The sequence below is a fragment of the Arthrobacter sp. NEB 688 genome, from assembly GCF_013201035.1.
Lineage (GTDB): Bacteria > Actinomycetota > Actinomycetes > Actinomycetales > Dermatophilaceae > Phycicoccus.
This window is the reverse complement of sequence record NZ_CP053707.1, coordinates 3,159,868-3,185,637: the sequence shown is the minus strand read 5'-3', so window position 1 is coordinate 3,185,637 and position 25,770 is coordinate 3,159,868. Positions and strand designations below refer to the sequence as shown.

The window sequence follows — 25,770 nt, the reverse complement described above, 5'->3', positions numbered from 1 at the left end:
CCGGCGTGCGGCCCTTGGGGGGCATGGCTAGACGATCCATCTCGGGCGCGCAGTCGCGGCTGCTGGCCAGCGAGCCGCCGGCTGGCGGTTCTGAGAGCCTCCAGCTGATCAGGCTCCTGGAGAGGCTCGGCGACCAGGCCTCGCGCTTCGTGTGTCTGGAGGACGCGCGGTGGCACATCGTCAGCTGTCAGGCGCACCACGTAGCGGCGACGATCGCTGCGACTGTCGGGTGGCCCACTTCTGGCGTTGACTGGCCGACGGCTGGCACAGGTATTGGCGAGCTTGTTCGAGACATCCGCGGTGTCGTCGTGAGGATGCCGGAGGGCGTGCTGGACGCGTGGTGTGCCTCGGAGGGCGAGAGGCTGCTCCTTCTGGCTCTCGCGGTGAACCAGTGAGGAGCCAGGATTCGCGCAGCGTCGGTGAGCTGCTCACCGCGTGTGATCTCGGCGCGCGGGAGCTCCTCACCGAGCCCGACCTGTGGTCGGCGGTCGAGCTGCTGCGCGCGTGGCCGGAACTGGTCCAGGCAGGTCATGAGCTGCTGGCCGCGACACGCACCCCGGTCGCGGTGGGACAGACAGACCCGGCGTCCGTGGACGAGGTCGCGGAGCGGCTCCGGCTGGTCGCTGACGGGATGCACGCTCAGCTCTCTCGCCGTGGCTGGCCCGGGCCCGGTCCCGGTGATGCGCGAATGGTGGCGATCAGCGACGTCCTCGTGCGGGTGCACGATCGGGTCGAGTGGCGTTGGCGCCGGCCGGTGCTCGAGCGCACCGACGTGGCGGCGGATGCTGCGGCGGTGCGGGCGCGCGTCCTGCACACGCTATACATCTCCACGCACGCGGTGCTGCTCGCGGTACGACGGGAGGCGTTGGACGCACGGCAGCGGCCGGGTGGGCTGACACGTGTCCAGTCGCGACGGTTCGGGGCGCTGCGTTATGCCGCGGGCCGGCTCGAGTCTGCGGAGAGGATGCTGAGCGTCCCTGTCTACCGGGCCTTCCCGTCGGCCCTGTCGGGGCAGCACGTCGACACTCCCCGTCCTGACCGGCTGGCGGCCGGGCTGGCACGTTGGGAGCTCGAGGCTCATCGCACCATGGCTCGGTCACCAGGTCTCGGCGCGCTGTTGGAGGTGAGCCAGGTGCAGGCCGCATCGACGGCGATGACCCGTACCGTCCTGGCCGCTGTCCCTGTTGGCGCGCGAACAGAGACGACCATCCATGACACCGAGGTCGACTGCGCCTTGGCCGCGGTGGCCTCGGCATGGCAGAGCCTGCACTCAGAGGTGCGCGCCCTGACCGACCTCGCCGACCGGAGCGCTCCTGCAGCGCTGACCGCCGCTGGGGCCGAGCTCACCGCAGCCTTCTCGGAGGTACTCACCACGGGGACCGAGGTCTCGAACCCGGCGACCATCGGTGGCGCCATCAGCGTAGGTGCAGTTGCCGCCTTGACCGAGAGTCTGGCGACGCAGGTCGATATCGCGACAGTGGTCGTGGACGCCGTGACGAGTGAGCCATTCACGCTGAGAGCCCGCACGGCCCAAGAGTCCGTTCGACGCCTCGAAGCCGCTGCCGCGCATGGGTCTCTGCATGCGGTGGTCGCCCCCGAGGATCTCGCCGCTGGCCGGGCGGTTGCGGTCCCGATTGAGCTCAGAGACGTCTTGATTCACCGTGCCGCCCACGTGCGGCGAGTCACCGGCTTCCTCAGTTCGCTACCCCTTGCCCCCCACCTTGCAGATCGCGCCCCGGAGCGGCGTCGACCGGCCGCCACGCCAGCTCAGACTCGGCAGCTGGCTCGGTTGGCCGTCGCGGGCCATTCGCACTGAACGATGGGCGAACCGGAGAGCCGCCAGCCGTAGCCTTCACGTTGTGACCAGAGGCCACCCAGAGCTCGACTGGCTCGCGAGGCGCCGCGCCGGTGAGTCGGTGCGGCTCATCGCGCAGCGTGCGGGGGTCTCGGCCTCGAGGGTGGAGAGGGCGACAACGCGGTTCGGGCCGTTCCCCCAGGCTGACCGGCAGTTGGGCCGGTCCTACCTCGCCACTTCCCTGCTTGAGGAGCGTCGGCAACGGTGGGTGATGGATCGCCGCCAGGGCATGCGGGTGAAGGAGATCGCCGAGCGCGACCAGGTCTCGCACCAGACCGTTACCCGTGCAACCCGCGGGTGGGGGCCGTTTCCGTCGCGCGAGACCGTGGAGGCGTGGGTGGAGGGGCGCCAGCGGCGCCGTTCGCTCGGGGCGATCGCGTTGGAGTTCGACGTCCTGCCGGCGACGGTGCAGCGCTTCACGACGCCGCACGGTCCGTTCCCCCGCCCGGCCCAACTGCCCGAAGGAATCGAGACGCGCGAGTCGATCGCGCGGCGAGCCGGGGTGAGCGACTCAGCCGTGCGCAACTGGCGGCACCTGCCCGAGCCGGACTGGACCACCGCGACGGGCCGGCCGGTGTGGCTGTCGACGACGATCGACCGGTGGCTCGAGACCGACGCCCTCGCCCGCTGCGACATCTGCGGCGCCCGGCCCCTGTCCCTCAAGGTCCACATGGGTTATCTCCACGGCCAGTCGGCCCGTCAGACCAAGCGCCTACGCTCAAGCAGGTAAGTGAGCGTCCGGGCGGCTGGGTCTACCGCCACTTTCGGTGGAGACCCGACGACGGCGACATCGAGTCGTGGGCGCAAGCCCTTGCCAACGATGAGTGGCAGACCTGGGCGGCCGGCGCCGGCGCGTCCTACAAGGCCGACGGCCGGTCCGTCTTCGGTGTCAGCCTCCGGAAGTGGGTCGGGCGCCCCTTAGGCGCCCCACCGCGCTAACTCAACCCTTGCCGATGTCGCTGTGGGAGAGCGCCCGTGAAGCTGCCAGTCAGGGCGGTCGATACAGGCCGCGGTACTCACTGCACTGGGAGCAGCCGGCGCGCCAGTCGACTCCCGCGGGCTACTGCATCGACGGCTCCGGGATGACGGCGATCGCTTCCGCTTCCACCAGCTGGTCGGGCCAGCCCAAGACGCTGACGCCGAGAAGTGTGCTGGGGGCTTGGTGATCGCCGAACGCGTCCTGGACGACGTCCCAGACGGCGACCAGGTCGATGCGCTGGCTGGAAGCGGCGTAGACGGTGCTCTTGACGACGTCGCTCAGGTCTGCGCCAGCTGCGCGCATCGCGGTGACTAGATTCGCCATGACCTGATGGGCTTGACCGATGTAGTCGTTGACGGCAACCTTGTGGCCCTCAGCGTCCAGGGGGCAAGCGCCTGCAGTGAAGATCGTCTGCTGCGCGCCGGTCACGGCGGCATACGCGTAGGGCGCTTGATCGGTCAGTCAGCGGGGCGGACGAGGGTGATGGACTCGTTGGTCATGACGGTGATCATCAATCAACGCCGGAGGCTCCGCACCTCTGAATCCGGGTGTCAAAGCCGAACCCAACGCGCTCTAGCTGGATGCAGCCGGCTGCTCAGCCATCTAGCAGGTGAACCGAGCTATGCGCGGCATGAGCGCATGTTTGCTTGCGCCAGGGAGCGCGGCGTGGACGTCAGGCTCGGCTCTGGGGATGTCGGGGCAACCATGTGAGGAGCTCGGCTCCAAGAGAGTGTGTGAGGCCGGATCCCCAGAGCGTTATGGATCGCTGCCAGGGGTGACCGAAGGTTCCCCACGCAGCGTCGGGCCCAAGGTGAATGTAGTAGTCGCCGTTGGGGAAGACGGGAACAGGCCACTCCTCGATGTGTGCGAGCGCATGCTTGGCGGGGGAGTACCGGTAGGGGGTGTGCTGCCAGTCCAGGGCGGTCATCTCGAGGTCGCCAGCGAGCGACACGAAAGCGCGGAGTGCCGAAGCGTTGATCGCAGCTTCTCCGGCAGCGAAGACCTGACCCTCGTTGGTGAAGAGGGGGCTCAGGTCTATGACCAGGGCGCCGTCGGGGAGTGTGATCGCCGGCTGGCTGGTCTCGTGATAGTTCGCCTCGAACTGGAATCGCTTGAACGGAGCCCACGCGATGTCGTAATCCAAGGGGGTCCAAATGCCCCCCGCGGCAAACGGGCTGCTCATGTCTCGGAAGGTACCGATCGCGGGAGCGCCTCGCATCGAGATTGCTCCCGCAACGCGGCATGACAGAACGCTTCTCCGCTGGAACGATCTGCTCATGGCAGCGCGGTCATCTCGCCCTTCGTTAGAGGGTGGACGGATCGGTCATGCCACGACGTGGCTGGCCGTCGTCGCCCTGCTGTCGCTCGCCTCAGGTTGTGCCGGGCAGGAGCGGTCGTTCTTCGCGGCCTACGGGGACGCAGGGTCGACCGAGCTCGAGCTGAATGTGGATTCCTGCAACGAGAGCCTCACTCCCGAGGTCACGGAGTCCGCCACTCAGGTCCGTGTGAGGATGACGAGTGACCGTCGGTTCGGCCGTAGCGGAGGCGACTGCGCTGACAGCGTGACGGTTTCCCTCGCGGAGCCATTGGGAACGCGCCGAGTTGTTGACGGATCGACGGGGGACGTCGTCGAGGTCCAGGCTCCTGACTAGTCCTCCGCGGCGGGCACGCTCGGGCGCTCAAGCGAGTCGTGGACGTCCGTCAACGTGCCGACATCGAAACCCCGCAACGCGACATGAGCGGACCCGAGAACGCCCAGCTGTGGCACCCCTCGTCACTGGAGTCCTCACCTCGTTGGGCCGCAGCCCGGGCGCAGGCGAATGAGGCCCTCCGCGCGATCCGTTAGGAGCGGGGGCTAACACTCGGCGGCATGAGCGGACGTGCTGTGCCGTCATGGCAACATCAATGGCGTGGACAGCAAAGACCTGAGGTTCGAGTTCAGTGACCTCAGTTTCGATGAGGTCAACGGGCCAACCGAGGCTGAGATCGCCATCGGCATTGAGGCCGACATCGTGATCCTCGATGGCTCGACGGAGATTCTGAGGGAGCCTCGGTTCGAGGTCCTTCTCCTCGCGAAGGAGTTGAACCGTTGGCTGGTCACGCGAACGGGGTCCGAGTTCACCGCCGACCTAGGCATGGTCCGAGAGAACCTCGGCATGGTCCGCATCACTGAGACCGCTGCAGGTTGGGTCGTTTCGTCGGACCTGTCCGGGCTACGCAGCGAGGCCCGTGACTTTAAACAGGTCGAAGCCGCCGTGCGGGACTTCGTCGCGAGCGTCGCGCAGCAGGTGGCTGCAGTCGGCTACGACCCCCAACTGTCGACTACGCCTTAATACTTCGCGGGGCGTCCTGCCAGGAGCAAGAGCTATGCGTCCGCCCGCACGATGCGCGGCATGAGCGGGCGTTCGTGGGCCGGCGCCCCGGCCGAAATGGTGCGATCCGGGTCGACGCCGCAGCATCATGTGTGAGTGGCAGGACCGGATCCGCTCAAGGATCGAATCATCGAGCAACGCGTGCGAAATCGTCTGATCGAGTACTTCCAACTCGCGTCTTCCTATGCCGCTCAGGCGGAGTACGAGCATGCCGCACCGCCGTTTGTGTACGTCCCCCACGAGGTCATCGAGCAATGGGGGGATTGGGTCCATCACCTCGACGTTGTGCTGGATACGTCGCAGGTCTACACAGATGAGGAGCGTGGCGTGCTCCGCGAGTTTCAGCGCGTGTGGGAGTCGGCTGCTGACGCGGTCGGGGGCGACTACCCCTCGTTGGCCGCTGTGCAAGAGATACCCGCGTGGGAGACCATGCGGCGAGAAGCCGAGTCCGCCCTGAGCGTGTTCTCTCGTCGCGGTCGCCTCCCAGAGGAGTAGGCCATCGCGCCCCAAGTGCTCGCCGCTCTGCGGCATGAGCGGACATTACGGCAGCACGGACTGGCGTCCGGATACTGAGCCAGTGAGCGAGCCACCGTCGCGCGATTGGACCGACAAGCACGGTGGTGCGCCTTCCCTGGACTCTGCGACGACTCTTGTGGCATCCAGTCGGTGGCTGCTGGTGCGCGCCGCCCTCCCTGCGGGTCTGCTCGCACTGCTTGTTGTCTGGGCCAGTTTTGGAGTCGGTGACATCGCCGTGGGGTCTGTGATCGCGGCCCTACTCCTTGCGGCGTCCGTTGCCCGCACCGTCTGGTGGGCTCGCGGGTTCGGAGCCCGCACCCTCCTTGCGACGCCGACTCACCTCGTGCTGTGCAGGAGAGGGGTGCCTGAGCAGTGGGTGGCATGGGCCGAGATCGAGCGGGTGACGGTTGTCCAGAGCGATCCGCTGCCCGAGTGGTCGCGCACGCGCACTCAGTGGTCCCACGTTGACCCTCGTCCTGAGCTGGCAGTCATGCCCCCGCGCGCTTTCGTCGGTGGCTTCGGCGACATGCTGGTGTCGTCACCGGGTTCCCGTACCGCTGCTGAACGAGTGCGACGTGCCTTGCATGCTCGGGGCATTCCCTGCGAGATGGCCTGACCGGTGAGGGCGCAGGCGGCTCCGGGTGGCGTCCGCACATCGGCAGGAGCGATCGTTCTACGCGCGGCATGAGCGAGCCGTTGGCCTGCCGCGGACGTTGCACGATTCCGAAGCAGTTGCCACGTCATCGTGCAGCTTCTCCGGCCTCACGGTCATGACGCGGAAGTCGGCTGGTGACGGGGATGCAACCCTGTCACCTGCCGGTTTCCCCGTCATCACAGGGATGACCCGGAACCGCCCGCTCATCGGCATGAGCGATAGTTCGGTTCTGAGACCCACCTTGAGGGCACGGTTAGGGCACGCACCGCTGCACGATTCGGTGTCTTTGTAGGTCAGGCATCGCTTTGGGTTGCGCCCCGGTAGGACTCGAAGTTGTCGCCGAAGGTGGTCGGATGGGCTTTGCAATCCCGGCACCGTCCGTCGGGCCCCTGGGGTCTCTCTTCGATGTCGGTCACTCAGTGGGAGCGATCAGGACGGTCACGTTTGCCCGGGTGTGAGCGGCATCTGGATCGCAGCGGGCGGCCATCGGGCACAGGTCGCTTTCGCTGACCGAACCTTTCGTGCAGCTGTCTGCGAAATGGAGACAGGCCTCACCGGCGGTCCAGTGCGCCGATCGTGTCTGCGGCCTGCAGCAGGCGGTCGAGGTGGGTGTCGATGACCGCGTCAGTTTTTGGACCTTGTATCGACCGACGATCTGGGGGCCCACCATCAACCGCGGCGTCTCAGCCGTCGCTGCTCGTTGCGCACGAGGCACTCAGCGGCCGGCTTGTCGTCGACGGTGACGGTGACGGATCAGCAGTCCCGGGGTCAATGCTTGGTGGCTCCGGCGATGGTGTGGACGATGGCGAGCTGGACCGCGGGGTCCAGCGGATGGTGCGCCACCGGTGCGCCGCTCTGCCTCATGCTGTCGATCAGTTCGTCCGCAACGTCTCCGAGCACCCACACGAGACCGGGCGGCCGGCGTGTTCGGTGCATGCGCTGGTGGTACTCGCGAGCCGGCTGTGCCTCGGCGTCGATCTCGAGGTCGTCGCGCAGGACGGCGGTGAGGGCGTGTGCGAGACCGAGTGCCCAACCGCGAGCGAGCACGGTGACGCGGCGAGCGTGAGCGATCCTGTCCGCGATGTCGACGGCGCTCTTCCAGAGGGGCTCGGCATCAGGGAGGTACCGCCGCGGCTCGTCGCCGAGCGAGGCGCGCAGCGCGGCGAGCGCGGTCAGGCCGAAGCGGACGTCGTCCGCGGCCATGCGAGGCAACACCACGGAGGCGGCTGCGTCTCGCGCGATGCGCGAGCGGCTCGAGCTGGTCAGGGTGAGGTGCCTGACGCCGCTCCACCGGATCTCGTCGAGCGTCGGGAGGAGGTCCGGTGACCCCGTGGGCGGGTCCAGCACGACGACGTGGTCGTAACCGCGGTCGAGGCGGTGCTCCGAGGGGTGGTAGGTGTCGGTCGGCCCCCAGCCAAGATCCTCGCGGAGTGCGCTGTAGGCCTGTGCGATGTGGAAGCAGGCTCCGGGGGCGACGACGGCGGCACGTCGACCGCGCTGCGGCAGCAGGGCGTCATTGCCGCAGAGGCGGCGAGAGGCCTCGAACCACGAGGTGAAGGAGAACTGACCGTCCGCGGGGTACGGCCAAGCAGCTCCGTCGTCGGGGGCCGATGGTCCAGGGCCTCCCGATGGGGGCGCGCTCCCGACCAGCCTGAGCCGGGGCGGCTCGTGTCGTGTCATAGCGGGAGTGGAAGGACGGGCTGGCACCGGAGGGAGGGCGGGTCCTGAGGGTCGAGGGCCCGTCGGATGAGGAGGTTCACGTTGGGGTCCGCGGCCATCGCGAGGTGTCCGCTGAGGTCGGCGGGGCACACCGACTGGAGGACGATGTTGGTCACGCCGGGTTCGTCGATCCGTCCGCTGCTGTAGGGCGTGACGACCGAGTCGTAGCGGGACACCACGTTGGTGTATCGGACTCCTGGCACGGCGTAGCCTCCGCGCGCCAGGTCGTCGAGGAAGCGGTTCGGGGGGAGGAACTCGAGGCAGGCGGCGCACTGGTCCTTCACGAAGGCCGTGGTGTTCGGGAGTGCGGGGATGGCGGCCTTGACGAGGCGGGTCACGCCGAGCAGGGTGGTGCCGCGGTAGTTCGGCCCGAAGCCCACGTAGTCCTGGACCTCGTCGCGGCCCCCGGCGTACTTGAGGTAGTAGGCGGCGACCGTCGTCCCCTCCGAGTGCCCGACGAGGTCGACCTTGGCGGAGCCGGTGGCCGACCTGACGCGGTCGACGAAGGCGTCCACCTGCCGGGCGCTGGTTCGCATGGATCCGAGGCCGCCGACGAGGTCACCGAGCGCGCCTTGTCCGTAGGTGGAGGAGAAGACGCAGTACCCGCGAGCCGCGAGCAGCGGCGCATGGAAGAGCCAGTTGTCCGTGGCCTGCCCACCGAGCCCGTGCAGCAGCACGACGGGCTGCGGGTGCACCGGGGAGGGGCGGCAGGACCAGTCGTTCCACCCGCCCCCCGCCGATGTCGCCACGGCCTCGGCCCGGGAGTCGGCCGCGAGGGGAAGGAGGGCCAGCAGGCCGGTGAGGAAGGACGCGACGAAGCGACCCAGCACCGGGAACAGCGGGGTCGGGGGCGCGGTCATCTCGGGTTCCCTCCTGTGGTGGGCTGCACGGCGGAACGAGTCTCGCGCCGCGTCGTCGCGGGCCACGACTGTTCCTCGTCTGGAAATGTGACGCGTGTTCTGTGATCCTGCCCAAATGACGACCAGCGGGGACGAGCGCGGCTCCTTGCGCATCGCGGGGCAGCCCATCGCTGCGCTGCTGCCGCCGCTGCGAGCGCGGATCGTCGAGCGGGTCGTCCGGCACATCGCCGAGGGGGTCCCGGGGTACGCGGGCATGCCGACGGACCTGCTGGAGGTCGACGTCCGCGCCGTGGCTCGTGAGAACCTGCTGGCCTTCGAGGCCTCCGTCGAGGGGCGACGGTTCCCGGAGGACGTGGCCGAACGGATCTACGCGTCGGCCTACGGTCGCGCGGAGGAGGGGCTGTCCCTCGAGCTGGTCCAGGAGGCCTACTTCGTGGGTACCGGGGTCACCTGGGACGCGGTCGTCGGCCTGGCCACGGTGGAGGACCTGGACGTCGTGAGGACGCTCGGCCACGAGATGCTGCGCTTCCTCGCGCAGGTGCTGCCCATCGTGACCTCGGCCTACGTCGAGGAGATGCGCGCGCGAGAGACGGACGCACTCGGTCATCGGAAGTCCATCCTGTCGGCACTGGCCGGTGGGCTGACGGGCCCTCGGGTGGCGTCGACGTACGGGGTGACCCTGGCCGACTCCTACCTCGTCCTGGCCGTCGACCTCCGGGCCGCGGTCCCTGCAGTGGACCAGCAGGCTGGCCGCGTCGTCACTCGACGCACCATCAGAGCGATCGAGGGGGAGATCGGGGGCGACCGGCTCTCCGGGGTCCTTTTCGAGCTCGACGCGTTCGGAGGGTTGATCCTGCTCCCGCACGTCCGGGACGGGCTCGAGGACTGGACGCCGGCCCGTGCGAAGGACCTGGTCGAGCGCATCGGCCGTCATGCTGTCGAGGTCCGTGCTGCCTACGTGGTCGCCGCGGTCGACGAGATCCCGGCGGCGGTCGCGCTGGGGCATGACGTTCTCGAGGTCGTGACCCGGGGCGGGCGTCCCCCGGGGCTGTATGGGCTGGACGACGTCCTGGTCGACTTCCAGCTGGCCCGACCCGGGCCCGTGGCGGATCTGATGCAGGAGAAGATGGCCGCTCTCGCCGACCACCCGGACCTGTTGGAGACCGTGCACGCCTACCTGGACGCGGGTCGCAACCGCGCGGCGACGGCCGTGGCCGTCAACGTCCACCCGAACACCGTCGACTATCGACTGCGCAGAGTCGAAGCCCTGCTGGGGATCAACCCGGCCACCACCGACGGCAGTGCCTTGCTGCGCATCGGCCTCTTGGCCTTCCGTGAAGAGCGTTTCGCGCAGGCCGGGCCGGTGGACTGATCACCACCGGCGGGTCCTCGCACGGGGCGCATCTCGAGCCCGTCGTCCCGGGATGCCTCTCCGACCGGACGGTCGACCGGCTGGCCGCCCGACATCAGCTCGTTCGACGTCGTGCCCAGCTCTGGTGGGTACCCCATGCACGTGGTGGCGGGCGGACGGGTCGATCCGGCGGGTGCCGGACCGGACGCCCGGGTCAGGGAGGTCGTTCGGCGTGGTGCCTCAGCGCTGCGAGCACGGGTGTGGTGATTCGGTCATTGGGTCTGCCTGCTTGGTTCCTGGCCTCTGCTCGTCACGTCGTTCGTCGGGTGCGGTCCCGATGGCGCGCGGGTGCCGGACGACCGGGACCTTGGCGCCCAGGTCGACGTTCGAGGGCCGCAGCGCGATGGTCTCCCGAAGCAGAGGCCGCGGACGAGCGCGACCGCTCACCGGGCGGTCGTCCCGCTGCGGCCGTAGTCGTCGTCGAGGCGCACGACGTCGTCGGCCCACCCCGGGGCGCAGGTCGAGGCCTCGACGAGGAGCACGTCGGTCACGGCCCGGACGCGGTGGCGGACTCCTGCCGGGAGGTGGACGGTGTCGCCGGGGGACAGGCTCCGCGTGGCGCTGCGGGTGTCCTCGGCGTAGTGCTCGAGGGTGGCTCGGCCGGACACGACGTGGATCGTCTCGTCCTTGAAGCGGTGGAACTGCAGGCTGAGCGCGTGCTCGGCGCGGACGGTGAGGAGCTTGCCGACGTACCCGTGGGTGCCCCCGGCGAAGACCACCTCGTGGCCCCAGGGCTTGTCCTGGCGGGCGGCGGCATCGAACGTCGCGTGCGGGCGGGGGGCGGTCGGTGTCGCCATGGGTGTCCTTCGGGGTGGGCGTGGGGTGGTCAGGTCATCGCGGCGAGCAGGAGAGCGAGGTCGACGGTGGCCAGGCGGACCGTCTGGTCGCTGCAGCCGTAGGGGATGAGGAGGGTCTCGCCGTGGAGTGCTGCGCCACAGGAGTAGACGACGTTGGGGACGTAGCCGTTGCGCTCGGCCGCGGTGGGGGAGAGCAGGGGGTCCCGCAGTCGCCCGATGATGCGGGTGGGGTCCTGGAGGTCGAGGAGGAGCGCGCCGATGGAGTACTCGCGCATCGCACCGACGCCGTGGGTGAGGGTCAGCCAGCCGGACGGGGTCTCGATGGGCGAGCCGCAGTTGCCCAGCTGGACGACCTCCCAGGGTTCGTGGGGGGTCTGGAGGGGGCGCGGTCGGTCCCAGGAGACCAGGTCCGCGGACGTGGTGATGCCGTTGCTCTCGCGGTCCGCTCGTGACAGCGCGACGTAGCGGCCGTCGATGCGGCGGGGAAAGACCGCCAGACCCTTGTCGTGGGCCCCCGGACCACTGAGGGGGTGCACCTCGAAGGTGCGGAAGTCCGTCGTCCGCAGGAGGTGGCTGGCCACGCGGTGGCCGTCCCAGGCGGTGTAGGTGCCGACGTGGCTCACGGCTCCGTCCTGCACCATCCGCACCAGCCGCAGGTCCTCCATGCCCTGGTGCTCGCGAGGTCCGCGTGGCATGAGCACCCGCTCGCCGAGCCGCGACCCCCTCGGGAACTCCACGGCGTAGCAGGAGGCGGCCACGGCGTCGAACCGTTCTGCCGTGTGCGCAGCCGGGCCGCGGGTGAGCCGCTGGTCGTGCAGTCGGGAGAGCGCGAGGTCGAGGTCGGCGCGAGTGAAGGCTGCCGGAAGCTGTGAGAGCACGAACGCGCAGTCGCTCCCGTCCTCGGAGGGGTCCTCGAGCTGGTGTCGGAAGACCTCCCGCGAGTACGGCATCGGTGCGACGTCGGCGAGCACACCGCGGGCATCGACCGATGTCACCGTCACCTCGCCGGTGGCCTCGACGAGCACCTCGCGCCACTCGATGCTCGACAGGTGCCCCTCACCGATCGCCCGCACCGACATGACGTAGCGCGTCGTCCCCGCTTGGAGGCCCGTCTGGTCGGGGTCGAGCACCAGGGAGGGGTTGCACAGGGCCGCCCCCTCGATCGCGAACTCCTGCGTGAAGTAGGCGCCGATGAGCGTGTCATGGGCCGCAGAGGGCTCGTGCGGTTGGGGGAGCCGGTGGCGCACCAGGCCGAAGTGGTCGTTCCACGTCTTCTCCAGGTCGTGGTGCCGGGGGGTGAACTGCGTGACGGTGCGGGCCAAGGTCTCTGCAGCGACGTCGTCGGGCAGCGCCAGGATGCGCGAGACGACGCCGGCCGACCGCGACTCGCCGTTGCCTCCCAGCTCCTGCCCGGGGAGGAAGAGGCGGCTCACCACGCGCGCCGGGTCCGGGCGCAGCACGAGTCCGGCCACGCGATGCGCGGTGAGGGGCTCCCGCCGGGTCACCGCGCGGCCGGCGTCCTGGCCAGGAGCGAGAGCTGGAGCGTCGACAGCCACGCGAGGGTCGACTCGGCGCCTTGGTTGAGGTTCACGCCGTGACGTTCGAGGCCGTCGTACCCGGCGCCGGTCTCCTCGTCCCGCATCGGCAGGGACAGGTCGTTGCGGCCCTCGAACCACCCGCGGCATTCCCGGACGATCTCGATCCATCCCTTGTCGCGCGTGACGAGGAAGGCCCGCCAGGCCGCCTCGGTGAGCGCGGCGACCTCGATCGGTTGCTGGGCGAACCCCGGGCCGACGGCGTCGAGCGAGCGGCCGCCCGAGGGCACGACGGAGAGATGGCCGTCGACGAGCTGCTGGCGCACGAGCCACGCCAGCAGGTCGAGGGCGGCCCCTGCCCCGACTGCGTTCGAGGAGTTGGCGGCGATCACGAGCATGGCTTCGGGGATCACGGCGTTGGCGTAGGTGAGGCGTTCCTCGGGCCAGTCCCATGCGGTCGTGCAGCAGGAGCCGACGAGCACGGTGCGGGCGTCGCGCAGTAGTCGTTCGGCGCTGTCCCGCACGTCGTCATCGACGCAGGGTCGTTCTGCGTGGAGCAGGGCAGCCGCCCCCAGGGCGGCGTAGGCCATGGATCGCGGCCACCGCGAGCGGGCCCGCATGGCGATGCGGGCGCCGGCGAGGGCTCGTCGGCCTGCCGTGGAGCCGTGCCCCCGTGCCGCGGCGACCCCGAGGGCCCACACCGCGCGCCCCCAGTGGTCCCCTGTCCCGGCCGTGTCCGACCACTCACCGTGGCTGGTGCGTCGGTTGTGCATCCGGCCGTCCGGCGTCACGGCGTGGAGCAGCATGGTGAGGTAGACGCCGCCGAGCGCAGCCGCCGCGTCGCCGCCATCCGGGTCCCGGCTCGTGACGACGAGAGCGCGTGCTGCGTCGTCGACGCAGTAGCCGTGCTCAGGTCGGGGCTGCGCCCCCAGGGCGTGCTCGTAGAGACCCAGGCGCGTGGTCATCCTCGTCAGGTGGAGGTAGGGCAGGGGGTCGGCCATCACGCGACCGACGCCGACGCCGACCGCACGGTCTGGCGTGCCAGTGACAGGTGTGCACGGGCGACCGCCGACCACAGCAGGGAGGGGGCGAGGGTGCGGGCCGCGTCGGCCATGTCGGCGGCGAGCCCGGGCTCGGTGAGGACCCGCCGCAGCGCCGCACCGATGGCGGCCGCGTCCTGCTGGGGGACGAGGAGCCCGGCCCCGCCGGACAGGAGCTCGACCGCGTGGGGGAAAGCCGTCGCCACCACCGGCTTGCCCGCGGCCACTGCCTCGACGAGGACCCCGGAGGTGACCTGCTCACGCGAGTCGTACGGGAGGAGGACCACGTCGGCGTCGCGGACGAGGGCCTGGAGAGCCGTCCGCGGGAGGTAGCTCGCGTCGAAGGCCACGTCGGCGTGGAGCTCCAGCTCACCCACGATGGAGTGCAACCGCTCGCGGTAGGCCTCTCCCTCGCGTTCGAGGACGCGGGGGTGGGTCTGCCCGACGACGCGGTAGAGCGGCGGTGGGACGAGGTCGCCGAGGCCGGCCAGGGCCCGCAGGCCCCACTCGATGCCCTTGCCCTCGCCGAGCAGCCCCCAGGTGAGGACGACAGGTCGGTGGCCGACCTCGTGGGGCCGTGCCCCCTCTGCCTGCGGCCCGGCGTCCGCACCGTGACCGATGACGGCGATGCGCTCCGGTGCGATCCCCCACCCGTCGACGAGACGGTCACGGGCCGTGCGGGTCATCGTGACGACGGCTGCCGACTCGGCGCACACGCCCGCGAGGACCCGGTACTGGTTGGGGGTGGGACGGGCGAGCACGGTGTGCAGCACGCTGATGACGGGCACGGTGACCGACGACAGCACCTCCAGCAGGTCCTCGCCGTCCGCGCCCCCGTAGATGCCGTACTCGTGCTGGACGAGGCAGACGTCACTCTCGCTCAGGGCGCGGGCGACGCGCCGGGCCCCTCCGGGCTCGTCGGTCCGCCACTCTGTGGCACCGGGTGAGGAGGTGAGGCCGCGAGGCCCGACCGGCCGGACGACCTCGACGTGCGCCCCTTGGGCCTCGAGGTGCTGGGCGAGCGACCGGGAGAACGTGGCGATGCCGCACTCGGTCGGAGGGTAGGTGCTGAGGAGTCCGAACCGGATGCCCATGGGATCTGCTTTCCCGACGCCGAGCCGCAGCAACGTGCTGCCGTACACGAAGGGGGAGCGGCCCCGAGGCTCCGGCCGTGGGGAGGGAGTCGATGACCCGGCATCGTTGCCGAACCGATCTCGCTCTTCGACCGTAGCAGCGACGTCAAGGCTGCTTCGGCCCTACGGTGGGGCCCGACCCCGGGAGGCACCATGCGAGTCGCCGTCCTCGCCTCGATCGCGCACCGCACGCCACCGCGGGCGTACGGCCCCTGGGAGCAGGTGGCGTCCACGCTGACCGAGGGCCTCGTGGCACGGGGGCACGATGTCACGTTGTTCGCGACCGCGGACTCGGTGACCTCGGCGACGTTGCGCGCGGTCGCACCGAGGGGGTACGAGGAGGACCCGGCCGTCGACGCCAAGGTGTACGAGGCTCTCCACATCGCCTCGCTCTACGAGGAGGCCGATCGGTTCGACGTGATCAGCAACCAGTTCGACTTCCTCCCTCTCGTCTTCAGCCGGCTCGTGGGGACCCCTGTGGTCACGACGATCCACGGCTTCTCCTCCGAGCGGATCCTCCCGGTCTACCGGGCGTACGACGACGTGTGCCACTACGTGGCGATCAGCGATGCCGACCGCCGTCCCGACCTGACGTACGCCGCGACGATCCACCACGGGCTCGACCTCGGGTGCTTTGCTCCGGGGTCCGGGCACCCGGGGTACCTGGTCTTCCTCGGGCGCGTCCACCCGCACAAGGGCACCAGGGAGGCGATCGACGTCGCGCTGCGGGCGGGTGTGCCGCTCGTCATCGCGGGCACCGTGCAGGACGAGGCCTACTTCCGCGAGATGGTCGAGCCCTTCGTCGACGGGGTCCGGGTGTCCTACGTCGGTCCGGTGGGGCCGGTGGAGCGTGAGCGCCTCCTGGGTGGAGCGCGGGCGCTCCTGCACCTGATCGACTTCGACGAACCGTTCGGCCTGGCCGTCGTCGAGGCCCTCGCGGTGGGTACCCCCGTCATCGCGCACCGCCGGGGCTCGATGCCCGAGATCGTGCGGCACGGCGTGACGGGGTTCCTCGTCTCGGGGCCGCGGGAGGCGCTGGCCGCCGTGCGCGCCGTCGGGGGGCTGGAGCGGGGCGCGTGCCGCGCCGACGTGGTGGCCCGGTTCTCCGCGTCCCGCATGGTCGACGAGTACGAGGACCTCTTCGCTCGGCTCGTCCGCCGGCCCACCTGACGCGGCCTCGGACCGCGGTCGGGCCGGTCGGCGCGTCCCCGCTCGCCCGGCCCGACGAGGGTGGCCTCCCGGCGCCGGTCCTCGCGTGCTGTCGTTTCGTTGCCCCGGGGGGACGGCAGGTCTAGCGTGGCAGGTACGACGTCGCCCCGGACCCCGGTGACCCGACCAGGTGGACAGGTGCCGGATGGACGAGGACGAGGGTGCACAGGCGCCCGTCGAGGTGGCGGCGTCGCACGCCGGGACGGTCAGCGCTGCGCGACCCCCCGGATGTCGACGCTCGCGCATCCTGGACCGCCTGCCTCTCCCCGTGCGGTCCACGCTCGCGAGGCGTCACGGCCTCACCGAGTCGGTGCCTGCGGTCCCGCTCCCTGCCAGGGGGGGAGCGGGGCCGTGGACCGGCTCGAGCGAGCCGGGGGGACGGGGGGAGCGGGATGGCGCCCCCTGAGGCCACGGAGGCGCTGGGCCGGAAGATGGTGCAGGCCGTCCCGGGGCGCCCGGCGGCCGAGGCCCTGTGCGCGGGGTGCGTGGAGCTGCTCCCGGTCGACGGTGCGGCCATCTCGGTCGTCCTCGAGGGCGAGTCACGGGGCACGGTCGGCGCGGACAGCGTCAGGAGCCGGCGGCTGGACGAGCTCCAGTTCACGTTCGGCGAGGGTCCGTGCCTCGACGCGGTCACCAGCGGGCGCATCCTGCTCGTGGACGACCTCACCACCGTAAAGGGCAGGTGGCCCGCGTACACCCGCGCGGCCCTGGGTGACGGCGTGCGTGCCGCTTTCGCCTTCCCCGTGCGGATCTCGGGGCAGGCTGTGGGCGCGCTCGTGCTGTACCGCCTGATCCCGGGCTCCCTGGGTCCCGAGGACCTCGCCTGTGCCGTGGTCGCCGCCGACCTGGCGGCTGTGCCCATCATCGAGTTGGTGGGTGTCCTCGACCCGGGGACTCGGCAGGACGGCGGTCCCTGGCTGTCGGGTGACGTTCCCGCGCGCTCTCGGATCCATCAGGCGACCGGCCTCGTGATGTCTCAGCTGGGGATTGACCGCGATGCGGCGCTGCGGCGGTTGCGTGACCGGGCCGTTGCGACCGGGCGCACCGCGGACGAGGTGGCCGAGGACGTCGTCGGGCGTCGGATCCTGCTCGAGGTCGACACCGACGAGGAGCGATCGTGAACCGGGCGCGCGAGTCGGAGGTCGTCCGGGCCTTCGTCGCCCTGGCGGGCGAGAAGGAGTCGGAGCGACTGATGACGAGCCTGGCCACCAGCTGCGTCAGCCTGCTGCCGATCACCGCGGCAGGGGTTCTCGTCGCCGTGGACGGCCGCCTCACGGTGATGGCCGCCACCCCGGGGCTCGCGAACGCACAGGAGGTGCTGCTGGGGAACCGCGAGGAGGGACCTTGCGTGGAGGCGTTCCGGACCCGTGCCCCCGTGACCTCGGTCGACCTCGCCGAGGCGGCCGATCGGTGGCCCAGCGTGAGCAGGATGGCGGTCTCGTCGGGGCTTCGCGCCGTCCATGCGCTGCCCCTGCAGCTCCAGCAGGAGGCCATCGGGTCGTTGGGTCTCTTCGGTGAGGCGGAGACTTCCATGTCAGCGCCTGATCTCGCGCTGGCGCGAGCCCTCGCCCACGTCGCGACCATCGCCATCGTCAACGCGCGTGTCGTGTCGGGACAGACGACGGTGACCGCTCAGCTCCAACGAGCGCTGGACAGCCGTGTGGTCATCGAGCAGGCGAAGGGGATGATCGCCGGTGAAGGGGCTGTGGACATGGAGGAGGCGTTCGGCGCCCTCCGGGGATACGCACGCGATCGCGGTGAACAGCTGGCGGTGGTGGCGGCCTCCGTCGTGGGGCGCTCGACCAGTGCCACGTCGATTCTTCGTCACACAACCACCCGGTCGTGACAGGGGCGCCTCGTGATGTGGTGAACGTGAGGGTCACGCCCGGCCTCACGGTGCGATGACGGCCCGGGCGATCCGGGATCGACGTCGGGTTGCCGAGGGATCCATGGGACGTGAGACGTCGCTCGTGCGATGCCGAGGTCTCGGTCGGACTCACGGCCCGTTCGGTGCTTGGCGCGCATCGGACCCGGCCGGGAGAGAAGGCGATCACCTTCCCACGGGCGCACCGCGGACGGGCATGAGTCGCCTCGCCGGCGCAGGGGTCCGGCGAGGCGCCACCGTCAGGGTGGCACCGACGCTGGAGGTCGTCAATCCGGGACCGGGGAGAGGGGGCACGACGCCGGTCTCGACCTGGCATCTTGGTGTCCGTCTGGCTACGCGTCCGTGGGCATCGTGTAGCTGGTGGTGGGAGGTTGCACCGCCGGCGCGAGGGTACAGATGAGATGGTGCGTTCACGTCCAACAGCGAGGCGCGGACGACCGACCTGGCACCTCGAGGGATGTCACGGGGACGTCCCTGGTTGCCTATCGCCCCGGGGGCGTCCTCGCCGACCCGTGAGGTGATGGCTTCGGTCTCCAGGCTGCCGCGGACGGCCTCCTCGGTGCTCCCGTGATCGTGTTCAGCGCCACCTCAGTCGGTGGACACTGCATGACCCTCGGCGGGATGAGTCGGCTCCGGGGAGTGCAGCGCGACCGTGCGGGCCTCGGTCGCGGCGACGGCCAGATCGACCTCGAGAGCCGTGGCGGCGAGGGTGCGGGGTCCGGCCTCAGGAAGTCGGCGGATGCTGCCGATGGCCCGGCGGAACGACTCCTTGACGGCCGCGATGTCGGCCGCGATGTCAGCCGGCAGCTCGCTCGAGCGGTACGTGGCATCGAAGCCGCCGGCTGCGCCGGCCGCCGCGAAGCGGGACATCACGACGTGCGCCTCGTCCTCGCTCGCCTCGGGCGGGATGACCACCAGAACCGCCCGGCGATAGTCGTCGAGGCTGAGATCGACGCTGTCGGGGAAGTCGCCGGTGCTGAACCACCCGATCTTGATCATGTGGGTGGCCGTGCGCACCTTGCGTGGCTGGTCGGTCCAGGTGCCCACGGTGTAGGCGAACCGCGCGACCCCGGCGCCGGTGGCGTCCTTCATGGCGAGGTCGAGGGGCGGCAGCTCCTCGTCGAGGCGGTGCGAGCGTGGCCACCACGCTCCGTGGAGGACGAGCTGCCCGGGGGCGAGGCTCAAGGCCAGTCGCGCTGTGGAGTTCTCGGTGCCCATGGCGTTCCGTTCGGCGGATGTGTCCGCGGCTACATCGTCCACAGAGCAGGCGGGTCCAGTCGTGACCCACGCGAATCGGTCCCTGCCCGGGTGATCCTATCGGGTGGGCGAGCGTCCCCGGAACCCGAAGTTGGAGGAGCGAGCGGATCGGGCGTGAGGCGACGGTGCCGCCGGTGAGAGCGACATCGCCGGGCTCGTTGCCAAGAGAGCGTAAGCGGTGCCGCTGGAGGACCGGCTCGGATGCCAAACGCGTGCAGCGAATATGGGACCGAAGCGCGCCTTTCACACAGTCATGGCGTTGTCGAAGCTGATGTCCGAGAACGCGGCGGTAGTGAGTTCGTCCATGCGGCTCTGAGTTGCTCGCACGTAGCGTTCGGCCGCTTGGGTTGAGCTGTCCCCAAGAAAGAGCTTGACCTCGGCGACGTGAGCTCCCCGCTGGGCCATTCGTGTTGCCCCGGTCGCGCGGAGGTCGTGGAAGTTGATCGACCTTCCGACTGCGTCGCGGACGGCAGCCCATCCGCCTCTGCCCTTGCGAAAGCTGGTCTCGGAGAGCCATCCACCGTCGTGAGCGGGGAAGAGCAGTCCGTTGCGCCCGGCCACGTAGGTATCAATGTGATGCGTCAGCGCCGCGAGAACGGGTACCGGGATCCGTTGGTCGCGCCTGCCCGCTTGGCTCTTGGGCCCTTTCTCGTATCGTCGCCCGTTCGCTCCGGTGCCGATGGCGCGCGTCACCCGGACGACTGGGACCTTGGCGCTCAGGTCGATGTCGGAGCGGCGCAACGCGATGATCTCCCCGAAGCGGAGGCCGCAGCCGAGAGCGAGGGCAACCATGGCTCGCCACTCGGGGCGGATGGTGGCCGTGATGAGTCGCAGGTCGGCGTCGTCGATCACTTCGGTTCGTGCCTCGGACCGGCTGCCGATGGTGCCGGCACCGTCGACCTTGAAAGGGTTGATGGCCCCCGGAAGCACACCGTCGGCCGATGTTGCGCTTCGCATGATGGCGGAGCCCAACGCGTAGCACTCACGGGTGGTCTTGGGCTTGTCCTGGGGGAGGGACTGCTCGTACCAGCGGAGGACAACCGTAGGCGTGATTTCGTCAAGAGGCAGTGGGCCCAGGGAAGGCAGAAGGTACTTCCTGAGCCACAGACCGTACGAGCGACGCGTGGACTCCTGGAGTGGACCATTGCGGGTTCGGCGCGTCCGTAACCATGCCGCCGAGTACTCCGCGAAGGTGATGACGGCCTCGCGTTCGGCTTGTCTTCTCTCCGTCTCCGCTCGTTCTGCCAGGGTGGTCCACTGCGCTCCCTCGGCGATCAAGCGGCGTTCTTCGTCGCGTAACCAGTCCCTCGCCGCCTCACGTCCGTACGTCGTCGGCTCGAACGTGTGGGGGGCGGAGATGAGCTGCCCGCCGCGACCCGAGGGGTGGTTGGTAGGGACGCTGTAGCGCGCCTGCCAACGCCCCGAGCGCATCCGCGACACCTGCCCGAAGCGGTGGCGCGCCCGTTTTGCATCGTTCATGCATCGGATCGTAGGGGCATTTCTGTCCCTTTTCGACCCTCGGATGGACAGTTGGAGCAGTCTGTGAGCGAGGCATTTGTGCAGGTCAGGGGACATCTGTGACCGTAAGTGTCCACTCCGGTCCAACAGAACCAATCGTTCGTTCGAGTCCAACCGGGGGAGCGGTACCAAAGGGCCTCTGACCAGCGGAAACGCCGGTCGGAGGCCCTTTCGCTTGCCGCTTGCACCGGATCGGCGCTCGTCGCCGGGCTCGATCGCTCTGCCCGCGGCATGGGCGGGAGTGTCCGTCCTCCACCACCAGGAGAGACGCTCCGGGCGAGACTGGTGAGGTGCCCGACGACCTGAGCTACGACGCGCCAGGGGCGACGCACGTCGACGAGCTGACCTGGGCGTCGGCACCACCTGGGTACCGCCGCCACGAAGGCTCGAGCCTGCTGGGGCACGGCGAGGACCTGTGGGACCAGGCGTCGTCAGCGGTCCTGCAGTGGGGTGTCAAGACGCGGAGCGGGTTCGAGGTGTCCCTCGGGTCCCCCGACGGGCTCCGCGTGGCGCCCGGACAGGATCGCGTCCTGGTCGCGCGTCTCGGGCCGTGGACTCTGCGGGAGCCCGTGCGAGTCGTGGAGGTCATCGACGAGCCGGATCGCTGCGGTTTCTCCTACGGCACCCGGAGGGGGCACCCGGTCTCGGGAGAGGAGGCGTTCATCGTCCGTCGCGCTCCCGACGGCGGTGTGTGGCTCACACTGCGCTCCCTGACCCGACCCGGCGAGGGCTGGTGGCGCATCGTGTTCCCACTGGCTCTCGTTGCCCAGTACGGGTATCGCGCTCGCTACCGACGGGCACTCAGGGCCGCGTGACAGGACCACCCGACCAGCGGCGTGAGCGGCCGGGGAGAACGTTCGCGAGGAATCCACGGAACGACGGACGGCAGCAGCCTGACGTCGTACGCTGAGCCGCCCGGCCAGGGCCGACCGGCCCAGCCGACACCCGCCTCGGCCACGTCAGGTGAGGGGGGAATCGTGCTGTCTCGACGAGCAAGTGGCGCGGCCATCGGGTGGGTGCTCGTGGGTGCCGTTGCCGTGGGCGCCCCGTCCGCGTCCGCGACGTCGCGAAGCGGAGTGGCGGCGGCACTCGCGCCGTCCACCCCCGTCATCTCCACCGTCCGGCCCTTCGTCGACGGCATCCGCGTGGACTGGTTCCGAGGGCCGGTGACGGCCACGGCCTCCGCGCCCACGGCCTACCGGATCACGCGTTCCTCGGCGTCGGGCGACGACACCGTGCAGATCCCGGCCTCGATGTACGACGGCTACGGGCAGTACAACGACGACTCGGCTCAGACGGCCGGGCCGGTCAGCTACACGGTCACCGCCGTCAACTCAGGTGGGGAGAGCGCACCCACGGCGCCGACCGGTGACGTGTCGAGGGTGCCGTGGCCGGGCCCCTACGAGGGGGCGCGAAGCGTCCTGGTCGCCGTCTGGGACCAGGCATCGGCGGTCACCGACGATCTCGACAGCGTCGAGGTGGACGGCCCCGCGCTCCAGTACCCCGTCAACGGTTCGCGGGCCTTCGGCTCGGACTGGCGGCACTCCATGGACGAGGTCCGCGTGCCGGACGGCACGTACGACGTGGGGTCCGGTGAGGGGCAGCTGCCGCTCGGTGTGCGCGCCGGGACGTCGTGCGACAACCCCACCGGATCGGCGACGGTGACCCGAACCGCGTACGCCTTGGCCGGACCGGCCTCCCAGAGCGTCGACGCAGAGCTGGACTGCGGGAACGGACACCACCTGAGCCTTCGGTTCCGTTGGCGGACAGCCGATCCGTACGGCCTGCCCCGGCTGACGGGTCCGGCGGTCGCCCAAGCCGCCCCGGGCGCGTCGAGCACCACGACCGCCACCGTCCGCAACGACGGGACCGCACCCGTCGACGTGACGTCGGTGCAGCTGGTGGCACTGCCGGATGGCGCCCCGTCCGGGCTGGCGGCGACGGGCGGTACGTGCATCGGTGCACCTCTTCAGCCCGGCGCCACCTGCGACGTCGCCGTCGCCTTCACACCGGCCGCCGGAGCCGTCAAGGAGTCACGCGCCCTCGTGGCCCTCGGCACCGCGCAGGGTGTCGTCGAGGCAGGGGTCGCCGTCGGGCAGCTCGACGGGCTGGGTCAGCCGGCTCCCACCGGGGTGAGCTCACCACGAGGGCTGAGGCTCACCTGGTCTCCCCCTTCCTCGCTGGCCACCAGCGTGAAGTCCTACCGCGTCGAACAACTGGTCGGCGACGACGTCACGCTGGTGGCGACCGTCTCCGCGGCGCAGGTCGCCGGGTCGTCCTGGCTGCGGGATCTCGGCGGCGTCGCGACCGGCGACCACCGGTACCGGGTCGTGCTGGAGACGAGCGACGGACGAGACATGCCGAGCCCGTGGGCCACCGTCGCGGTCCCTGAGTCCTGGCTCATCCTCGGCACGTCCAAGGGCGCCCTTCCCGTGAACCCCGACCAGGGCTGGAGCGTCGGCGGGACCTTCGGCTACGCGTCGCCATCGAGCTCACGGTTCCCCATGTCCATGGGCTTCGACCCCCGCCGTGGCTCGCTGCTCGCCGTCGTGGGTGACGGGTACGGGGGCTACATCACCCGGATGACACCCACGACGAACACCGGCTCCACCGCGAGCTCGACCTACGCCCCACACATGGCGGACGTCTCACCGGACGGGACCCGAGCGCTCGTGGTCCGCCCGCGGGTCACCCGGGGAAGCGAGGTCGTCGAGCCGGGAGGGATCTTCTTCCTCGACGCCGCCAGCTCCTCCATGACCGAGGTCGCCACCACGGCCGGCCTGAGCTCTCCCCGGTGGCTCCCGGACGGGTCGGCCTTCCTGGCGGTCGCCGACGACGGCAAGAGCATCGTCCGCGTCGACCTGGGCACCGGTGCCCGCTCCACCGTCCTCGAGGACACCGGCATCTCAGGTCTGGCCATCTCCCGCACCGGCCGGATCAGCTTCGTACGGGCCGACGGCTGGTACGACCAGGACATCGTGGAGACCACCGCGACAGGCAGCGGGCGTCGAGCCATCGCCTCGTACACCTACCCCGGCGTCCTGCGCTACGACCCCACCGGGCGGTACCTCTTCGTCGGCGCCCACCAGTACACCCAGGGAGAGGCCAGCCACGTCTACGACCTCTCCTCGACGACCGTCCGGCTCGTCGCCACCCTGCCGCTCGCCTCCGACGCCGCTTGGTGGGATCCCGTCTCCTCCGCGCCGCAGGTCACCACGAACCTGCCGGCCTGGACCACCACCACCCCGTCGGTGGCGCTCACGGCCACCGACCCCGACGACGCGGTGGGTGGCCTGCCCCTGCGGTGCCGCCTGGACGGCGGCCAGTGGTCGCCGTGCTCCAGCACGTGGCGACCAGGCACTCTCGCACCGGGGGCTCACACCGCCGACGTGGAAGCCACCGACCCTGCCGGCATCACGAGCACGACGCCTCTCGCATGGCAGGTCGACGGCGCCGCGCCATCGGCGACCCTGGCCGCTCTGCCCACGGCAACCCTGACCAGCCCGCTGAAACTGAGCTGGACGGCGACCGACACCGGCGGCTCCGGTCTGAACGGCTACGACCTGCGATACCGCCGCGCGTCGCCCACCTCGAGCTTCGGCTCGTGGAGTACCGCCGGGACCGGACTCAGCACCAAGAGCGCCACGCTCAGCGTCAGCCGCGGGTACCACTACTGCGTTGCCGTCCGGGCCCGCGACACCGCCGGCAACGTCGGCGCCTGGACGCCGGAACGCTGCACCTCCGTGGCGGGCGACGACCGCTCCCTCACCGCCTCGAGATCGTGGGTCAGGGGCACCTCCACCCCCGCGCTCGACAAGACCGTCACCCGCTCTGTCACGAGCGGAGCGAAGCTCACCAGAACGGGCGTCACCGGTCGACGGATAGGGATCGTCGCCACCACGTGCTCGACGTGCGGCAGTGTCGACGTCTACCTCGGCAGCACCAGGCTCGGACGCGTCTCACTGGCCAGCAGCACCACCAGGTACCAGCAGACTCGGTGGCTCACCCAGCTGACGGCGACCCGCACCGGCACCTTGTCCATCAGGACCACCTCGAACCGTGCGGTGAGCATCGACGGCTACCTCGTCGCACACTGAGCGGGGAGGCAGTCGAGGCGCTGGACGGTCCGATCCCTTGGCGCCGCCAGGTCCGACTGGTAGAGATTCCGCATGGCCTCCTCCACCCAGGGCAAGGATCTGTCCGGCACGGTTCACGTCGACGCCGACCTGCGCGGCGCCCGGTTCGTCGAGTGCGACCTGACGCGCGCCGTGATCCGCGGCTGCGAGATCAGCGGCCTGGAGATCGACGCTCCGTGGCTACGGTTCGGCGAGCCTGTCACCGTCAACGGCATCGACATCACGCCGTACGTCGAAGCCGAGCTCGACAAGCGCTTCCCCGGGCGCGAGCACCAGGCGGCGGAGTCACCAGACGGCCTTCGCACCGCATGGACCTCGCTCGAGGCCGCCTGGACCTCCGCCGTCGAGCGTGCAGGCACCATGCCCCCCGGCATCGTCGACGAGTCGGTGGCCGGCGAGTGGTCCTTCGCCCAGACACTTCGCCACCTGGTGTTCGCGACCGACAAGTGGCTGCCCGGGGGCGCGCTGCAGTCCGGTCGGAAGGCCCATGCTCTCGGACTGAGTCACGCCGCCATCGACGCCGGCCCGCCCCCGCCGTACGACGCCGTCCTGGCTGCGCGGGCCGACCGCCAGGCCCAGGTCCGCGCGCTTCTGGCGACAGCCACGAGCGAGCTGCTCGACACCGAGTGTCCCAACCCCAACGACCCGGCTCGGACCGAGACGGTGCGCCAGTGCGTGCACGTCATTCTCGAAGAGGAGTGGGAGCATCTGCGTTTCGCCACCCGCGACCTCGATGTGCTCGCTGCCGCCAGGGCCTGAAGGCCATGAGGCCTCAGGCGCGCTGACCAACCCAGCACGGGTGTCGTTCAGCGTCATGCGGGGCGTGCCGCATCTCTCGGTCTCACGCGGGACCGGTCTTGGGTCCCGCGGCGTGAACCGCCGTCGGACGGGTC

22 protein-coding genes are annotated in these 25,770 nt (G+C 70.3%); 12 read left to right on the top strand and 10 right to left on the bottom strand.

The genetic code is table 11. From position 1 onward, the window contains the following. The first annotated feature begins 23 nt into the window (after positions 1–23). The 3 genes from HL663_RS14960 to HL663_RS14950 all read left to right on the top strand — a co-directional run bounded on the left by HL663_RS14960 (position 24) and on the right by HL663_RS14950 (position 2,585). Positions 24–395 (top strand): hypothetical protein, encoded by a 372-nt coding sequence (locus HL663_RS14960; protein ID WP_173029108.1) that lies wholly within the window; start codon positions 24–26, stop codon positions 393–395. Next, the gene (locus HL663_RS14955) at positions 392–1,816 is read left to right on the top strand and encodes a hypothetical protein (protein ID WP_173029107.1); all 1,425 of its coding nucleotides are present in this window, start codon (positions 392–394) and stop codon (positions 1,814–1,816) included. Before HL663_RS14960 ends, HL663_RS14955 begins: the two co-directional genes overlap by 4 nt. 274 nt (positions 1,817–2,090) lie before the next feature. After that, complete coding sequence (locus HL663_RS14950; RefSeq protein ID WP_173029106.1) at positions 2,091–2,585, top strand: hypothetical protein; 495 nt, start codon at positions 2,091–2,093, stop codon at positions 2,583–2,585. Between the two features lie 330 nt (positions 2,586–2,915). On the opposite strand, the gene HL663_RS14945 is transcribed toward HL663_RS14950, so the two are convergent. Together HL663_RS14945 and HL663_RS14940 are read right to left on the bottom strand one after the other, a co-directional pair. Further along, on the bottom strand, positions 2,916–3,263 hold the full coding sequence (locus tag HL663_RS14945) for a RidA family protein (RefSeq protein WP_286175686.1): 348 nt from the start codon (positions 3,261–3,263) through the stop codon (positions 2,916–2,918). 244 nt (positions 3,264–3,507) lie between these two features. Beyond that, on the bottom strand, positions 3,508–4,017 hold the full coding sequence (locus tag HL663_RS14940; RefSeq protein ID WP_173029105.1) for a DUF2716 domain-containing protein: 510 nt from the start codon (positions 4,015–4,017) through the stop codon (positions 3,508–3,510). Between the two features lie 727 nt (positions 4,018–4,744). On the opposite strand from HL663_RS14940, the gene HL663_RS14935 reads away from it, so the two are divergent. Together HL663_RS14935 and HL663_RS14930 are read left to right on the top strand one after the other, a co-directional pair. Beyond that, positions 4,745–5,167 carry a hypothetical protein gene (locus HL663_RS14935; RefSeq protein WP_173029104.1) on the top strand — a complete coding sequence of 141 codons (423 nt, stop codon included), beginning with the start codon at positions 4,745–4,747 and terminating at the stop codon, positions 5,165–5,167. Positions 5,168–5,302: 135 nt separating this feature from the next. After that, positions 5,303–5,701, top strand: coding sequence for a hypothetical protein (locus HL663_RS14930; RefSeq protein ID WP_173029103.1), 399 nt, complete (start codon positions 5,303–5,305; stop codon positions 5,699–5,701). Positions 5,702–7,145: 1,444 nt separating this feature from the next. Here the strand turns inward: HL663_RS14930 and HL663_RS14925 are convergent. Both HL663_RS14925 and HL663_RS14920 read right to left on the bottom strand, forming a co-directional pair. Further along, positions 7,146–8,057: a hypothetical protein gene (locus tag HL663_RS14925; protein ID WP_173029102.1), complete on the bottom strand. Its 912-nt coding sequence runs from the start codon at positions 8,055–8,057 to the stop codon at positions 7,146–7,148. Beyond that, positions 8,054–8,956, bottom strand: a complete 903-nt coding sequence (locus HL663_RS14920) for an alpha/beta fold hydrolase (RefSeq protein ID WP_173029101.1) — start codon at positions 8,954–8,956, stop codon at positions 8,054–8,056. Before HL663_RS14920 ends, HL663_RS14925 begins: the two co-directional genes overlap by 4 nt. A 115-nt stretch (positions 8,957–9,071) precedes the next feature. On the opposite strand from HL663_RS14920, the gene HL663_RS14915 reads away from it, so the two are divergent. Then, complete coding sequence (locus HL663_RS14915; RefSeq protein WP_173029100.1) at positions 9,072–10,328, top strand: PucR family transcriptional regulator; 1,257 nt, start codon at positions 9,072–9,074, stop codon at positions 10,326–10,328. A 422-nt stretch (positions 10,329–10,750) separates the two neighbouring features. Here the strand turns inward: HL663_RS14915 and HL663_RS14910 are convergent, their stop codons facing one another. From HL663_RS14910 to HL663_RS14900, 4 genes are read right to left on the bottom strand one after another with little or no spacing between them, the layout of a single operon-like run. Next, entirely contained in the window at positions 10,751–11,164 is a 414-nt protein-coding gene (locus HL663_RS14910) for a cupin domain-containing protein (protein WP_173029099.1), read from the bottom strand. A gap of 29 nt (positions 11,165–11,193) precedes the next feature. After that, a complete protein-coding gene (locus tag HL663_RS14905) occupies positions 11,194–12,636 on the bottom strand; it encodes a glycoside hydrolase family 130 protein (RefSeq protein ID WP_216842583.1) in 1,443 nt (480 codons plus the stop codon). Between the two features lie 29 nt (positions 12,637–12,665). Further along, the gene (locus HL663_RS19200; RefSeq protein ID WP_216842582.1) at positions 12,666–13,700 is read right to left on the bottom strand and encodes a glycosyltransferase; all 1,035 of its coding nucleotides are present in this window, start codon (positions 13,698–13,700) and stop codon (positions 12,666–12,668) included. Continuing rightward, positions 13,700–14,833 carry a glycosyltransferase gene (locus tag HL663_RS14900; RefSeq protein ID WP_173029097.1) on the bottom strand — a complete coding sequence of 378 codons (1,134 nt, stop codon included), beginning with the start codon at positions 14,831–14,833 and terminating at the stop codon, positions 13,700–13,702. Before HL663_RS14900 ends, HL663_RS19200 begins: the two co-directional genes overlap by 1 nt. 192 nt (positions 14,834–15,025) lie before the next feature. Between HL663_RS14900 and HL663_RS14895 the strand changes: the two genes are divergently transcribed. The 3 genes from HL663_RS14895 (at position 15,026) to HL663_RS14885 (ending at position 17,927) form a co-directional block, all read left to right on the top strand. Continuing rightward, positions 15,026–16,042, top strand: a complete 1,017-nt coding sequence (locus HL663_RS14895; protein ID WP_173029096.1) for a glycosyltransferase family 4 protein — start codon at positions 15,026–15,028, stop codon at positions 16,040–16,042. 524 nt (positions 16,043–16,566) lie between these two features. After that, positions 16,567–17,202 carry a GAF and ANTAR domain-containing protein gene (locus tag HL663_RS14890; RefSeq protein ID WP_173029095.1) on the top strand — a complete coding sequence of 212 codons (636 nt, stop codon included), beginning with the start codon at positions 16,567–16,569 and terminating at the stop codon, positions 17,200–17,202. Beyond that, on the top strand, positions 17,199–17,927 hold the full coding sequence (locus HL663_RS14885; RefSeq protein WP_173029094.1) for a GAF and ANTAR domain-containing protein: 729 nt from the start codon (positions 17,199–17,201) through the stop codon (positions 17,925–17,927). The genes HL663_RS14890 and HL663_RS14885 overlap by 4 nt, the downstream gene beginning before the upstream one ends. A 627-nt stretch (positions 17,928–18,554) precedes the next feature. Here HL663_RS14885 and HL663_RS14880 read toward each other — a convergent pair. Next, entirely contained in the window at positions 18,555–19,184 is a 630-nt protein-coding gene (locus HL663_RS14880; RefSeq protein ID WP_173029093.1) for a DUF5994 family protein, read from the bottom strand. Positions 19,185–19,466: 282 nt separating this feature from the next. After that, complete coding sequence (locus HL663_RS14875; protein ID WP_173029092.1) at positions 19,467–20,702, bottom strand: tyrosine-type recombinase/integrase; 1,236 nt, start codon at positions 20,700–20,702, stop codon at positions 19,467–19,469. Positions 20,703–21,031: 329 nt separating this feature from the next. Between HL663_RS14875 and HL663_RS14870 the strand changes: the two genes are divergently transcribed. From HL663_RS14870 to HL663_RS14860, 3 genes are all read left to right on the top strand, one after another. Further along, positions 21,032–21,556, top strand: a complete 525-nt coding sequence (locus HL663_RS14870) for a DUF1990 domain-containing protein (protein ID WP_286175685.1) — start codon at positions 21,032–21,034, stop codon at positions 21,554–21,556. A gap of 261 nt (positions 21,557–21,817) precedes the next feature. Next, a complete protein-coding gene (locus HL663_RS14865) occupies positions 21,818–24,838 on the top strand; it encodes an SMP-30/gluconolactonase/LRE family protein (protein WP_173029091.1) in 3,021 nt (1,006 codons plus the stop codon). A 72-nt stretch (positions 24,839–24,910) separates the two neighbouring features. Continuing rightward, on the top strand, positions 24,911–25,636 hold the full coding sequence (locus HL663_RS14860; protein ID WP_173029090.1) for a DinB family protein: 726 nt from the start codon (positions 24,911–24,913) through the stop codon (positions 25,634–25,636). Positions 25,637–25,770 lie beyond the last annotated feature (134 nt).

Coding starts and splice junctions, on each gene's coding strand:
- HL663_RS14960 (WP_173029108.1), top strand. CDS start 24: ATGGCTAGACGATCCATCTCGGGCGCGCAGTCGCGGCTGCTGGCCAGC.
- HL663_RS14940 (WP_173029105.1), bottom strand. CDS start 4,017: ATGAGCAGCCCGTTTGCCGCGGGGGGCATTTGGACCCCCTTGGATTAC.
- HL663_RS14925 (WP_173029102.1), bottom strand. CDS start 8,057: ATGACACGACACGAGCCGCCCCGGCTCAGGCTGGTCGGGAGCGCGCCC.
- HL663_RS14920 (WP_173029101.1), bottom strand. CDS start 8,956: ATGACCGCGCCCCCGACCCCGCTGTTCCCGGTGCTGGGTCGCTTCGTC.
- HL663_RS14915 (WP_173029100.1), top strand. CDS start 9,072: ATGACGACCAGCGGGGACGAGCGCGGCTCCTTGCGCATCGCGGGGCAG.
- HL663_RS14910 (WP_173029099.1), bottom strand. CDS start 11,164: ATGGCGACACCGACCGCCCCCCGCCCGCACGCGACGTTCGATGCCGCC.
- HL663_RS19200 (WP_216842582.1), bottom strand. CDS start 13,700: ATGGCCGACCCCCTGCCCTACCTCCACCTGACGAGGATGACCACGCGC.
- HL663_RS14900 (WP_173029097.1), bottom strand. CDS start 14,833: ATGGGCATCCGGTTCGGACTCCTCAGCACCTACCCTCCGACCGAGTGC.
- HL663_RS14895 (WP_173029096.1), top strand. CDS start 15,026: ATGCGAGTCGCCGTCCTCGCCTCGATCGCGCACCGCACGCCACCGCGG.
- HL663_RS14880 (WP_173029093.1), bottom strand. CDS start 19,184: ATGGGCACCGAGAACTCCACAGCGCGACTGGCCTTGAGCCTCGCCCCC.
- HL663_RS14875 (WP_173029092.1), bottom strand. CDS start 20,702: ATGAACGATGCAAAACGGGCGCGCCACCGCTTCGGGCAGGTGTCGCGG.
- HL663_RS14860 (WP_173029090.1), top strand. CDS start 24,911: ATGGCCTCCTCCACCCAGGGCAAGGATCTGTCCGGCACGGTTCACGTC.